The sequence below is a fragment of the Arenibacterium sp. CAU 1754 genome (assembly GCF_054482635.1).
This window is the reverse complement of record NZ_JBTLRG010000004.1, coordinates 192,923-206,136: the sequence shown is the minus strand read 5'-3', so window position 1 is coordinate 206,136 and position 13,214 is coordinate 192,923. Positions and strand designations below refer to the sequence as shown.

At 59.4% G+C, this 13,214-nt stretch carries 12 protein-coding genes; 8 read left to right on the top strand and 4 right to left on the bottom strand.

What is annotated here, in order from left to right:
• Positions 1-14 precede the first annotated feature (14 nt).
• Positions 15-482 carry an SRPBCC family protein gene (locus tag ACXYMO_RS15610; protein ID WP_458879657.1) on the top strand — a complete coding sequence of 156 codons (468 nt, stop codon included), beginning with the start codon at positions 15-17 and terminating at the stop codon, positions 480-482.
• Between the two features lie 24 nt (positions 483-506).
• Here the strand turns inward: ACXYMO_RS15610 and ACXYMO_RS15605 are convergent, their stop codons facing one another.
• Positions 507-1,343 carry a prephenate dehydratase gene (locus ACXYMO_RS15605; RefSeq protein ID WP_458879656.1) on the bottom strand — a complete coding sequence of 279 codons (837 nt, stop codon included), beginning with the start codon at positions 1,341-1,343 and terminating at the stop codon, positions 507-509.
• 119 nt (positions 1,344-1,462) lie between these two features.
• Here ACXYMO_RS15605 and ACXYMO_RS15600 point away from each other — a divergent pair, with 119 nt between their 5' ends.
• From ACXYMO_RS15600 to ACXYMO_RS15580, 5 genes are all read left to right on the top strand, one after another.
• Positions 1,463-1,966: a c-type cytochrome gene (locus ACXYMO_RS15600; protein WP_458879655.1), complete on the top strand. Its 504-nt coding sequence runs from the start codon at positions 1,463-1,465 to the stop codon at positions 1,964-1,966.
• Between the two features lie 186 nt (positions 1,967-2,152).
• On the top strand, positions 2,153-4,063 hold the full coding sequence (locus ACXYMO_RS15595) for an extracellular solute-binding protein (protein ID WP_458879654.1): 1,911 nt from the start codon (positions 2,153-2,155) through the stop codon (positions 4,061-4,063).
• 7 nt (positions 4,064-4,070) lie between these two features.
• Positions 4,071-5,159, top strand: coding sequence for a microcin C ABC transporter permease YejB (locus ACXYMO_RS15590; RefSeq protein ID WP_458879653.1), 1,089 nt, complete (start codon positions 4,071-4,073; stop codon positions 5,157-5,159).
• Positions 5,159-6,271, top strand: coding sequence for an ABC transporter permease (locus tag ACXYMO_RS15585; RefSeq protein ID WP_458879652.1), 1,113 nt, complete (start codon positions 5,159-5,161; stop codon positions 6,269-6,271). Before ACXYMO_RS15590 ends, ACXYMO_RS15585 begins: the two co-directional genes overlap by 1 nt.
• Positions 6,268-7,845: an ABC transporter ATP-binding protein gene (locus ACXYMO_RS15580; RefSeq protein ID WP_458879651.1), complete on the top strand. Its 1,578-nt coding sequence runs from the start codon at positions 6,268-6,270 to the stop codon at positions 7,843-7,845. The genes ACXYMO_RS15585 and ACXYMO_RS15580 overlap by 4 nt, the downstream gene beginning before the upstream one ends.
• Positions 7,846-7,851: 6 nt before the next feature.
• Here the strand turns inward: ACXYMO_RS15580 and ACXYMO_RS15575 are convergent, their stop codons facing one another.
• Together ACXYMO_RS15575 and hemN are read right to left on the bottom strand one after the other, a co-directional pair.
• Positions 7,852-8,256 (bottom strand): GFA family protein, encoded by a 405-nt coding sequence (locus tag ACXYMO_RS15575; protein ID WP_458879650.1) that lies wholly within the window; start codon positions 8,254-8,256, stop codon positions 7,852-7,854.
• An 89-nt stretch (positions 8,257-8,345) separates the two neighbouring features.
• Positions 8,346-9,701, bottom strand: coding sequence for an oxygen-independent coproporphyrinogen III oxidase (gene hemN, locus ACXYMO_RS15570; RefSeq protein WP_458879649.1), 1,356 nt, complete (start codon positions 9,699-9,701; stop codon positions 8,346-8,348).
• A 61-nt stretch (positions 9,702-9,762) separates the two neighbouring features.
• On the opposite strand from hemN, the gene fnrL reads away from it, so the two are divergent.
• Positions 9,763-10,506 (top strand): transcriptional regulator FnrL, encoded by a 744-nt coding sequence (gene fnrL / locus ACXYMO_RS15565; protein ID WP_458879648.1) that lies wholly within the window; start codon positions 9,763-9,765, stop codon positions 10,504-10,506.
• A gap of 62 nt (positions 10,507-10,568) precedes the next feature.
• On the opposite strand, the gene ACXYMO_RS15560 is transcribed toward fnrL, so the two are convergent.
• Positions 10,569-11,408 (bottom strand): universal stress protein, encoded by an 840-nt coding sequence (locus ACXYMO_RS15560; protein WP_458879647.1) that lies wholly within the window; start codon positions 11,406-11,408, stop codon positions 10,569-10,571.
• A 196-nt stretch (positions 11,409-11,604) separates the two neighbouring features.
• Here ACXYMO_RS15560 and ccoN point away from each other — a divergent pair, with 196 nt between their 5' ends.
• The gene (ccoN, locus tag ACXYMO_RS15555; protein ID WP_458879646.1) at positions 11,605-13,209 is read left to right on the top strand and encodes a cytochrome-c oxidase, cbb3-type subunit I; all 1,605 of its coding nucleotides are present in this window, start codon (positions 11,605-11,607) and stop codon (positions 13,207-13,209) included.
• Positions 13,210-13,214 lie beyond the last annotated feature (5 nt).

Here is a 13,214-nt window from a genome sequence, read left to right as displayed (position 1 = left end):
AAATCAGGACCGTCATGAAATTCTCCACCAAAGAAGACATCGAAGCCCCGATTGATGAGGTGTTCTCGATTCTGTCCGAATTCGAGGCCTTCGAACGCTCGGCGATCCGGCGCGGTGTGGAGGTTCAACGCGAAGACGAATATGGCGAACCGCGTGCGGGCATGGCGTGGAAAACCCATTTCCTGCTGCGCGGCAAACCGCGCGACATGCGGTTGGTTCTGGCCGAGTATGATCGCCCCAACGCGATGCGTTTCGATGCGAAGTCCCAGGGTTTGGACGGGGTCATGTCAGTTGATCTTGTTCCGCTGTCACAACGCCGCACGCGCATGGCCGTGTCGCTGGAACTGATGCCGAAAACGTTGTCGGCCCGTCTTTTGGTGCAGTCTCTGAAACTGGCCAAGACCAGCCTGACCAAGCGTTTCAAGATCAAGGTCGCCAGCTATGCCAAGAATATGGAAGACCGTCACAAGCGCATGGCGTGACGGCCCGATTCTGACCAGACCCGGTCAGTGACGCCCGGCTGCGGCGGGATAGACCCCCAGAATTTCCACGTTGGTCGTGAAATACTGCAACTCATCCAGCGCGAGCTGCACGTTGGCATCATCCGGGTGACCTTCGATGTCGGCGTAAAACTGGGTCGCGGTGAAGGAACTGCCGACCATATAGCTTTCCAGCTTGGTCATGTTGACGCCGTTGGTGGCGAAACCGCCCATCGCCTTGTAGAGAGCGGCCGGGATGTTTCGTACCTGGAACACGAAGCTGGTGATCATGCCGTGGTCGCCGCGGCGCTTGTAATCGGCCTTGGGCGACATGATCAGGAAGCGGGTCGTGTTGTCGTGGTTGTCCTCGATATGGCGCGCCAGCACGTTCAGGCCATAGATTTCGCCCGCCAGTTCACTGGCCAGCGCGGCGACTGACGCATCGCCGTCCTGTGCGACATGCTGGGCCGATCCAGCGGTATCGGCACCGGTAATGCGGTGGATGCCGTGTTTTTGCAGAAATTCCTTGCACTGACCCAACAGCACCGTGTGGCTCATCGCATGGGTGATATTGTCCAGCTTAGCACCGGGAAGGGCCAGCAGGTTGATGTGAACCCGCACAAAGGCCTCGTCGATGATATGCAGGCCCGACTGGGGCAAAAGCGAGTGAATATCGGCCACGCGCCCATATGTCGAATTTTCAACCGGCAGCATGGCAAGGTCGGCCGCACCTGTTTTGACAGCATCAATCGCATCCTCAAACGTGCGGCAGGGCAGGGCCTCCATGTCGGGACGCGCGGCGCGGCAGGCCTCGTGGCTGTATGCTCCTGGTTCGCCCTGAAAGGCGATGCGATGGGTGGCCATGGTCGAACTTTCTTTACAGAAGTGCAAATTGGGCGTTTGGTCGCGGTGTCTATACCTTGCTTCGGCGAAGGGGAAGGCTTAGACAACCGCCCAAACAGATCAAATGGACTCGCGACCAAATGGATACCATGACCTCAACCAAGGCGGTGGCAGCTGTATGCGGCACCCTTCTGATTCTCCTCTTGGCAAAATGGGCGGCTGAAGGCCTGTACCATGTGGGCGGACACGGTGAGCCGTCTTATGTCGTTGAAACCGGTGGCGAAGAAGCCGGCGAAGAAGTTGCCGAAGTCAGCTTTGACGAGATGATGGCCTCGGCCGATATCGGCAAGGGTGCAAAGGTGTTTAAGAAATGCGCCGCCTGTCACAAGCTGGAAGCTGGCGAAAACGGCACTGGCCCGTACCTTTACGGTGTCGTCGGGCGTGAAGTTGCTGCTGCGGACGGGTTCACCGCCTATTCCGGCAACTTGGCGGCACTGGGCGGGGAATGGACGGCTGAGCGCCTGAACGAATTCCTGATCAAGCCGAGTTCGTATGTCAGCGGCACCACGATGAGCTTTGCCGGCCTGAAAAAGGCCGAAGACCGCGTTAACGTGATCGCCTATCTCGACAGCATCGACGAGTAAGTATTGTCACAACCGACATGAACGAAGCCGTTGCAGATTGCAGCGGCTTTTTTCTTGTGACGGGATGTGTGCGCACTCACCAAAACCTTACAATTTCTCAACTTGAATGTTGTCCGCCCACGCCATTAGCTTAGGTCACCAAAGATCGAGGCCAAAAATCGTGCCCGCCAACAGAGGATGAGCCAGATGATCAGATTGTTTTCCGCGGCGCCATTTCGCACGCCCGTTGCCGGCGCCTGGCGCAGATTGGCCGGGATTGTCCTTGCTGCGGCCCTTGCCGTCGGATCGCCGGTTCAGGCGCAGGAGGAAATGATCGTCAGTCACGGATATTCGTTTTATGGCGATCTGAAATACCCTGCGGATTTCAAACACTATGATTTCGTGAACCCGAATGCGCCCAAGGGCGGCGAAATCGCGTTCGCCGCGCTGGGCACGTTTGATTCCATGAACCCCTATTCGGTCAAAGGGCGCGGCGGTGTTCTGAGCACGATCATGTACGAAAGCCTGCTGGATGAAGGCGCGGCGGACGTTTACGGCGAAGGGTACGGGTTGCTGGCCGAGCGGGTGGAATACCCGGCCACCAAGGATTGGGTGATCTTCCACATGCGCCCCGAGGCGCGGTTTTCCGACGGCACACCGGTCACGGCGCATGACGTCCTGTTTTCACACAACCTGTTGCTGGAGCAGGGTCTGCCGTCCTATGCGGCGGCGGTGAAAAAACGAATCCCCAAGGCCGAGGTTCTGGATGATTACCGGATCAAGTTCTATTTCACGCCCGGCATTTCGCGGCGCAGCCTAATCGACCAGGTCGGCGGCGTGCCCGTCTGGTCAAAGAAATGGTTCGACGAAACCGGCGCGCGGCTGGATGAAAGCCGGATGGAAACATCGCCCGGATCGGGGCCCTACATGATCGACTCGATCGATGTGAACCGCCGCATCGTATACAAGCGGAACCCCGACTACTGGGGCGCGCATCTGCCGGTGAACCAGGGACGGCACAATTTCGACCGCATCCGCGTGGAATATTTCGGCGATGACACCGCCGCGTTCGAGGCGTTCAAGGCCGGGGAATACACCATCCGCGTTGAGGGCGATTCCAAGAAATGGGCCAAGCTGTATGATTTCCCGAAAGTGCAGGACGGCTATGTGCGCAAGGTCGAAATCCCGGATGGCAGCCCGCCCACACCCACCGGGTTCGTGTTCAACCTGGGCAGTCAGGTGCTGAAGGACAAGCGCGTGCGCGAGGCGATTGCGCTGGGCTATAATTTCGAGTGGACCAACGAAAGCCTGCAATACGGGTTGTTCCAGCAGCGGGCCTCGTTCTCGCAAGGGACGCCGGTGATGGCCCAAGGCGCGCCCGAAGGGGCCGAGTTGGAGTTTCTGAAATCCCTGGGCGATCTGGTTCCGCCCGAGATGCTGAGCGAACCGGCGCGCATGCCGCATAGCTCGAACCCCGCCCGCCTGACCGACCGGCGCAACCTGCGTCAGGCGATGAAGCTGCTGGACGAGGCCGGATGGGCCGTCGGCAGCGATGGCAAGCGGCGCAATGACAAGGGGGAGCTGCTGGAGATAAATTTCCTGTTCAATTCGTCCAGCGACGGAACATTGGGCGGGGTGATCCAGAATTTCATTTCCACCCTGCAATCCATGGGCATCGCGGCAAGTCTGGAAAAGGTTGATGCCGCCCAGTACACGCAGCGTGAACGCGCCCGCGATTACGACCTGATCTTTGACTTTTACCGCCCCTTCCTGGGCACGGGTACCGGCCTCTCGCAGATGTTCGGGTCCGAGGACGCGGCGTTTTCCCTGTTCAACCCGGCCGGGCTGGCCAGCCCGCTGGTCGACAAGATCATCGCCGAATCCCTGCTGGCCGAAACTTCCGAGCAGGAACGCGCCATGATCCGGGCGCTGGACCGGGCGCTGCGGTACGAATTCTTCATCATTCCCGTCTGGTACAAGGCGAACCACTGGGTCGGGTTTTACGATCAATATGAATATCCCGATCCGATCCCGCCCTATGATCTGGGGTATCTGGATTTCTGGTGGTACAACGCCGACAAAGCGGCGGCCCTGAAGGCCGCCGGTGCACTGAGGTAACCGCCATATGGGCGCATATATCCTGCGGCGGTTGTTGCTGATCATTCCCACCCTTCTGGGGATCATGATCGTCAACTTCACCCTGGCACAGTTCGTGCCGGGCGGTCCCATCGAACAGATCATCGCGCGGTCCGAAGGTCAGGGCGACGTGTTCGGCGGTTTTGCCGGAGGCAAGGGGGATGCCGCGGTCGAAGAGGTTGGCGCGATCAACGACAAATATGTCGGCGGGCGTGGATTGCCGCCCGAGTTCATCGAACAGCTGGAAAAGGAATTCGGGTTCGACAAGCCGCCGTTGCAGCGGTTCCTTAACATGATGTGGAACTATATGCGGTTCGATTTCGGCGAAAGCTATTTCCGGTCCGTCAGCGTTATCGACCTAGTTCTGGAAAAGATGCCGGTGTCGATCACTTTGGGTCTGTGGTCGACGGTTATCGCCTATCTGGTGTCGATCCCGCTGGGCATTCGCAAGGCGGTGCGCGACGGGACCAGTTTTGACACCTGGACCAGCGGCGCGATCATCGTGGCCTATGCGATCCCCGGTTTCCTGTTTGCGATCCTGTTGCTGGTTCTGTTCGCGGGTGGATCATATTGGCAGATTTTCCCGCTACGCGGGCTGACGTCGGACAACTGGGATCAGCTGAGCTGGCTGGGCAAGATCGGTGATTACTTCTGGCACATTGCCCTGCCGGTCATCGCCAGCACGATTTCGGCCTTTGCCACGCTGACCCTTTTGACCAAAAACAGTTTCCTGGACGAAATCAAGAAACACTATGTCATGACCGCCCGCGCCAAAGGCCTGACCGAAAGCCGGGTTCTCTATGGCCATGTGTTCCGCAACGCGATGCTGATCGTAATTGCGGGGTTTCCGGCGGTATTCATCGGGGTGTTCTTTGGCGGTTCCTTGATCATCGAAACCATATTCTCGCTCGATGGACTGGGCCGTCTGGGGTTCGAGGCCGCCGTGGCGCGCGACTATCCGATCGTTTTTGGCACGCTGTTCATTTTTGGCCTGATGGGGCTGGTTGTCGGGATCATCTCGGACCTGATGTATGTGCTGGTCGATCCGCGGATCGACTTTGAGCGGAGGGAAGGCTGATGGCACTGTCCCCGCTGAACCAGCGCCGCTGGACCAACTTCAAACGCAACCGCCGGGCGTTCTGGTCGTTGTGGATTTTTGCCGTGTTGTTCGGGCTGAGCCTGTTTGCCGAGTTTCTGGCCTATGACAAGCCCATCCTCATCCAGTATCGGGGCAGCTTTTACACGCCGATCTGGAATTTCTATCCCGAAACGGAATTCGGCGGCGATTTCCAGACCGAGGCCGTGTACCGCGACCCCGAGGTGCGATGCCTGATCGCCACGGGCGGCATGGTCGAATGTTTCGACGATCCCGAAGGCATTGTCGAAGCCGTCGAAAACGGCAGTTTTGGCGAAGGCGTTGAAGAGTTTCACAAGGGCTGGATGATCTGGCCGCTGATCCCCTATTCCTTTGACACGGCGGTGGACCGGCCCGGCGCGGCGCCTCTGCCGCCCAACAGCGAAAACTGGCTGGGCACGGATGACACCAAGCGGGATGTTCTGGCGCGGGTCATTCACGGGTTCAGGTTGTCGATCCTGTTCACGCTTATCGTAACCGGCGCTTCGACCGTGATCGGGATTGTCGCCGGGGCGGTGCAGGGGTTCTTTGGCGGCTGGGTCGATCTGATCTTTCAGCGGATCATCGAAATCTGGTCATCCACCCCGTCGCTTTACGTCATCATCATCATGTTCGCGATTCTGGGGCGCGGGTTCTGGTTGCTGGCCGGATTGCTGATCTTGTTCAGTTGGACGGGATTGGTCGGCGTGGTTCGGGCCGAGTTTTTGCGCGCGCGCAACCTTGAATACGTGCGCGCGGCACGGGCGCTGGGCGTGGGGAACATGACCATCATGTTCCGCCATATGCTGCCCAATGCGATGGTGGCGACGCTGACCATGCTGCCGTTCATCATCACCGCGACGATTTCATCGCTGGCGGCGCTGGATTTCCTTGGCTTCGGCCTGCCGTCCTCGGCCCCGTCGCTGGGCGAGTTGACGTTGCAGGCGAAACAGAACCTTCAGGCGCCCTGGATTGCGTTCACTGCCTTCACCACGTTCGCCGTGATGCTGTCGCTGCTGGTCTTCATTTTCGAGGGCGTGCGCGATGCGTTTGACCCCAGAAAGACGTTTTCATGAGCCTTCTGGAAGTGCGTGATCTGAAAGTGTCCTTTCGCCAGGACGCGGAAACGACGCTGGCGGTGCGCGGTGTGTCTTTTACCGTGGATCGCGGGGAAACCGTGGCGCTGGTCGGTGAAAGCGGGTCGGGTAAATCGGTGACAGCCCTGTCCACCGTTTCCCTGTTGGGGGACAGTGCGACCGTCGAAGGGTCGGTGACCTATGACGGTCAGCAGATGATCGGCGCGGGGCAGAGGCTGCTGCACAAGGTGCGCGGCAATGACATCAGCTTCATCTTTCAGGAACCGATGACATCGCTGAACCCGCTGCACACGATTGAAAAGCAATTGGCTGAATCGCTGGCCCTGCATCAGGGCCTGGGCGCGAAAGAGGCGCGCGAGCGCATCATTGATCTGCTGACCAAGGTTGGCATTCGTGACCCGGAAACGCGGCTTAACGCCTATCCCCACCAGCTGAGCGGGGGGCAGCGCCAGCGGGTGATGATCGCCATGGCGCTGGCCAACAAGCCCGACATCCTGATCGCCGATGAGCCGACAACGGCGCTGGACGTGACCATTCAGGCGCAGATCCTGGATCTGCTCGCGGACCTCAAGGCGCAGGAAAACATGGGGTTGTTGTTTATCACCCATGATCTGGGCATCGTGCGCAAGGTGGCCGACAAGGTCTGTGTGATGAAAAGCGGTGAGATCGTCGAAAGCGGCCCCACGGCCGAAATTTTTGCCAATCCGCAGCACCCCTATACCCGCAAGCTTTTGGCGGCCGAACCGACGGGAACCCCCGATCCGGTGGCTGGGGACGCGCCCGAGATCGTGCACACCGATCATCTGAAGGTGTGGTTCCCCATTCAGCAGGGTTTGCTGCGCAAAACGGTCGGATACGTGAAGGCGGTCAACGACGCGACCCTGTCGGTGCGCGCAGGCGAAACCGTGGGCATCGTGGGCGAATCCGGATCAGGCAAGACGACACTGGCGCTGGGCATCATGCGGCTGATCGCGTCCGAGGGGGACATCGCCTTTCTGGGGCAGGACATTCGCAAGTGGTCGACGCGCGAACTGCGCCGATTGCGCAAGGACATGCAGATCGTGTTCCAGGACCCGTTCGGCAGTCTCAGTCCGCGCATGACCTGTGCCGAGATCATCGCCGAGGGGCTGGGTATCCACAACGTGGACCCCAACCGAAACAAACGGGAACTGGTGGCCGAGGCGATGATGGAAACCGGGTTGGACCCGGCCACGATGGACCGCTATCCGCACGAATTTTCAGGTGGCCAGCGCCAGCGCATCGCCATTGCTCGCGCCATGGTACTGCGCCCCAAGTTGCTGGTTCTGGACGAACCGACCAGCGCGCTGGACATGACGGTGCAGGTGCAAATCGTCGATTTGCTGCGCGCCTTGCAGCAGAAATATGGCATGGCATATCTGTTCATTTCGCATGATCTGCGCGTGGTGCGGGCGATGTCGCACCATGTGATCGTGATGAAACAGGGCGATGTGGTCGAACAGGGCCGCGCCGAAGACGTGTTCGAAAACGCCAGCACGGAATATACCCGCACCCTGATCGCCGCGGCCATGTAGTCCGCGTCAGCGCGGCGGCAGACGCTCGAAGCTGGGCAGGCCCTCGGCGATCTGGTGAAAGGGCTGCCGATCCATCGTGTAGATGGCGATACTGGGGGCAAATTGGGATGGGTCGTCCAATGTACCGACCTTGACCACCACCTGATCGCGACCGGGCAGCCGGGTCAGCATATGGGTTCCGCAATCGGGACAGAATTCGCGGGTTACGGCCGTGTCCAGATCGCTGCGCGAAAACTGTTTCGGCGTGCCGCTGGTATAGGCAAAGCCGTCTTCGGGGATCAGCATGAAAAAGTTCGCACCGCCCCCGGAAATGTACTGGCACTCGCGGCAATGGCATTGCGCCTTGAGCATCGGCTCCCCGGTAATCCGATAGCGGACCGCTCCGCAGTAACATCCACCCGTCGCATCCATTTCTGATCCTCTCCTGACATGCAGGGCAAGGATGCGGTGCGCCGTAGGGCGTTGTCACCCAAAAATTGCCTGAGCCTGTTGCGGCGCTGTCAGATCGCGGAACTGTGGCCGGCCTTGCTCAGCTCATAAGCATCGAAATGGCGGGCAATCAGACGCGCAAGCGGCCGGGCCTTCTGTGGAATGAACAACCCATCCGGGCTGTGCACGAGATTGCCTTCGAATGCGGCGTCGGCGTCGCGGAACATCTGATCCAACTGCGCCTGACCGATGCCAAAGCGGTCGCGGATTTCCTTTGCGTCGATGCGAAAATCGCACATCAGCGCCTCGATCATGCGGGCACGCATCGCGTCTTCGCCGCGATATGTGTGCCCCCGCTCGGTCGAGAAATTGCCATCCCGTATCCTGGCGGTATGGGCGGAGGTCGATGGCGCGTTCTGGGCATAACCCTGCGGGAATCGCGAGATGGACGATGCGCCGACCCCGATCAGAACGTCGGAGTCATCGTCAGTGTAACCCTGGAAATTGCGGCGCAGGCGGCCAGCCTTTTGCGCGCGGCTCAGCCCGTCCTCGGGCGTCGCGAAATGGTCGATACCGATTTCGTTGTAGTTGTCCCAGACGAACAGGTGGCGCGCGGTTTCGAAAAGCTCCAGACGTTCCTGCGGGGTTGGCAGGGCATCGGACGGGATCAGCGATTGCCGACGCGCCATCCATGGCACATGCGCATAGCCATAAAGCGCAACGCGGTCCGGGTTCAGCGACAGCAGTTTTTGCACGCTGTCGGTCATACGCGTGCGGGTCTGGTGCGGCAAACCGAACAGGATATCGGCGTTCAGACTCTTGATTCCCCGCGCTCGAATCATGTCGACCGCTTTGGCGGTCACGTCGTAACTTTGGATGCGACCGATGATCTTCTGAATCTCTTCGTCGAAATCCTGAACCCCGATCGACGCGCGGTTCATGCCGGCAGCGGCAAGCGCATCAAGCCGCTCTTCGTCAACTTCGTTGGGGTCAATTTCGACCGAGAATTCGGCATCCTTGGCCAATGGCGCAACGCGCGCGATGGTTTGCGCCAGATCGGTCATCATTTCCGCCGACATCAGCGTCGGCGTGCCGCCGCCCCAGTGCAGGCGCGACAGGGTGACCCCTTCGGGCAACTGCTTGGCCAGCAACGCCAATTCGGCCTTGAGCGTTTCGAGATAGGCGGCCACCGGCTCGGTCTTCTGGGTGCCCTGGGTGCGACAGGCGCAGAACCAGCACAGGCGCCGACAAAAAGGGACATGGATGTACATCGAAACCGAGCGACCCGGTTCGATCTGGGATATCCAGTCGCGATACTCCGCCGCCCCGACATCATTATTGAAATGGGGGGCTGTCGGGTAACTCGTGTACCGTGGTACCCTCGTGTCAAATAGTCCCAGTCGGGCGAGATTAGTTTTGGTTATCATGTTCTGGAATTAACTAGTATCATTCCTACATTGCCTTGATGCAGATCAACTGGATAAAAACATGAACGTTCCCAGCACGAAGATGTCTCCAAACTGTGGCGATTGTCCTATTCGGCATCGTGCGGTCTGTGCCCGGTGCGAGTCAGACGAATTGAACCGTCTCGAAGAGATGAAGTATTACCGCAGCTATGAAGCAGGACAGACGATCATCTGGTCCAACGACAACATGGATTTTGTCGGATCGGTTGTGTCGGGAATCGCGACTTTGACACAGACGATGGAGGACGGGCGCACCCAGATGGTCGGCCTGTTGTTGCCGTCGGATTTCGTGGGCCGCCCGGGGCGCGAGGGTTCTGCCTATGACGTTGTTGCCACCACGGATCTGGTGATGTGCTGTTTCCGCAAGAAACCGTTCGAAAGCATGATGCGGGACACGCCCCACATCGCCCAGCGTCTTTTGGAAATGACGCTGGATGAACTGGACGCCGCGCGCGAATGGATGCTGGTGCTGGGGCGCAAGACCGCGCGCGAAAAGATTGCCAGCCTGCTGAGCATCATCGCCCGCCGGGATCCGTCGCAAGAAAGCGATCAGGACTCGTCTTCGGTTGCGTTCGAACTGCCGCTCACGCGCGAGGCGATGGCCGATTATCTGGGTCTGACCCTTGAAACCGTCAGTCGGCAGGTGTCGGCGCTGAAACGCGACGGTGTCATCGAACTGGAAGGCAAACGGCGCGTGACAGTGCCTGACATGCGCCGCCTGATGGATGAGGCCGGTGACGACAGTGATGGCGGATATGTCGACTGATCCGCGGCAGACCTGATTTATTGTGAAACGCCCCGCCATGTGCGGGGCGTTTTCCGTTTCGCTCAGTGCGCCATGAGGACCGGAACAGTTGCTTTCTCCAGCATGTTGCGCGTGGCGCCACCCAGAATTGCCTCGCGAAAGCGGGAGTGACCATAGGCGCCCATGACGACCATGTCCGACGCCGTATCCGTCACATGGCGGTTCAGAATGTCCGACACGCGGGACATCGATTTGGACAGAACGTCGATTTCACAATTCACACCGTGGCGCGCCAGCATCTGGCTGAGCAGGCCGCCGGGGTCCGAGCGTTCCGGGCCGTGGGTCGGCGGGTCGATCACAACGATACGCACCGTATCGGCCGCTTGCAGGAATGGCAGGGCCTTGCGGATGGCGATCATCGACTCAACGCTTTCGTTCCAGGCCACGATGACCTGTTTGGGGTTACTGACGGGTTTGGCGTCATCGGGCACGACCATGACCGGCGCATGCCCTTCGAACAGGGCCGCCTCGACAACGGCCTCGACCTCGGCGCCACGCCCTTCGCCATAGGGGCGGGGCAGGATCACGAGATCCGAGAAGCGGGAGTGATGCGCGACGTGGCGCCCCAGATCTGCGATCTGCGCGACCCCTTCGTCGGCAGACCAGCGCACACCCGACCGGCCCAGCACGGTTTTCGCATATTCCAGAATTTCGGCGGCCTCGGCATGGGCACGGGCCAGTGTTTCCTGCAACACCAGGGCATTCGCGCCGGCATAGTAATATCCTGTCTGCGTGCGATCCACGCCCAGACAAAGAGCTTCGGCATGCGCGTCCTGCGCCTCGGCCAAGGCAATCACCTGTGACAGGGCCGCATCGGCGATTTTCGGGTCGGTAAGTACCGTCAACAGAGATTTGTAAGCCATTTCTACCTCGTCGGTCTGACTGTTGTGCCGCGGGTCGGGCGGCTGGAGTGTGATTAATGAATGCCTCTCACAGAAATGGCGCACGCGTCTTGATACAGATCAAGGCAGCAAAGCCTACTGTTTTGCACTAAGCAATCAGTCTAAATCCGTCTGGGGCGGCGACAGAATCGCCCGGGACATGGCAAAGGGACGCAAAATGTCTAATTATATCAAGCTGATCGTGCTTGGTTTGATCACTCTGTTTGCGATGATCGGAATCAACTACGCACGTGACGCGGCTTACATGGTGCACGCTATTATCGTGATGGTCGTGGCCTTTGGCCTCTTCATCCATACTCTGCGACGCACAGGAGACCCTGTCGCGGCTGTTCCCACGAACGAGTATTTCGACTCGGTGGTGCGAGCAGGCGTGATCGCAACTGCTTTTTGGGGCGTTGTCGGCTTTCTCGTTGGCGTGGTCATCGCGTTTCAACTCGCGTTTCCGCAGCTCAATTTCGATTGGGCGCAGGGATATGCCAATTTCGGGCGGTTGCGCCCGCTGCACACCTCGGCGGTGATTTTCGCATTTGGGGGCAACGCCCTGATCGCGACATCGTTCTATGTCGTACAGCGCACCAGCGCCGCACGGCTTTGGGGCGGTAACCTCGGGTGGTTCGTTTTCTGGGGGTACCAGCTCTTTATCGTGCTGGCGGCCACCGGCTATTTGCTGGGGTCGACCCAGTCCAAAGAATACGCTGAGCCGGAATGGCATGTGGACCTGTGGCTGACGGTCGTCTGGCTGGCCTATCTGGCCGTGTTCCTGGGAACGATCATCAAGCGCAAAGAGCGTCACATTTACGTGGCGAACTGGTTCTACCTGTCGTTCATCGTCACGGTGGCGATGCTGCATGTGTTCAACAACCTGTCGATCCCTGTTTCGATCTGGGGCAGCCGGTCGGTGCAGGTGTTCTCGGGCGTGCAGGATGCCATGACGCAATGGTGGTACGGCCACAATGCGGTGGGCTTTTTCCTGACAGCCGGTTTCCTGGGCATGATGTACTATTTCGTGCCGAAACAGGCCGAGCGTCCGGTTTACAGCTATAAACTGTCGATCATCCACTTCTGGGCGCTGATCTTCCTTTATATCTGGGCGGGCCCGCACCATTTGCATTACACGGCTCTGCCTGACTGGGCCTCGACCCTTGGCATGGTGTTCTCGATCGTTCTGTGGATGCCCAGCTGGGGCGGCATGATCAACGGCCTGATGACCCTGTCGGGTGCATGGGACAAGCTGCGCACCGACCCGGTGATCCGGATGATGGTGATCTCGATCGGGTTTTACGGCATGTCGACCTTTGAAGGTCCGATGATGTCGATCCGCGCGGTCAACTCGCTCAGCCACTATACCGACTGGACCATTGGCCACGTGCATTCCGGTGCATTGGGCTGGAACGGCATGATCTCCTTTGGTGCTCTGTATTTCCTGGTTCCGGTGCTGTGGAAGCGCGAGGCGCTCTATTCGCTGCGCCTGGTGTCCTGGCACTTCTGGCTGGCCACGATCGGGATTGTTCTCTACGCGGCATCCATGTGGGTGACCGGTATCATGGAAGGCCTGATGTGGCGCGAAGTGGACCCCAACGGCTTCCTCGTGAACTCGTTCGCGGAAACCGTGTCGGCCAAGTTCCCGATGTATGTCGTGCGTGGTCTGGGTGGTGTGATGTATCTCACCGGTGCGCTGATCATGTGCTATAATTTGTGGATGACTGTGCGTGCGGCGCCGGCCCGAGAGGCCAACCTCGCAGCAGCCATTCCGGCCGAATAAGGAGG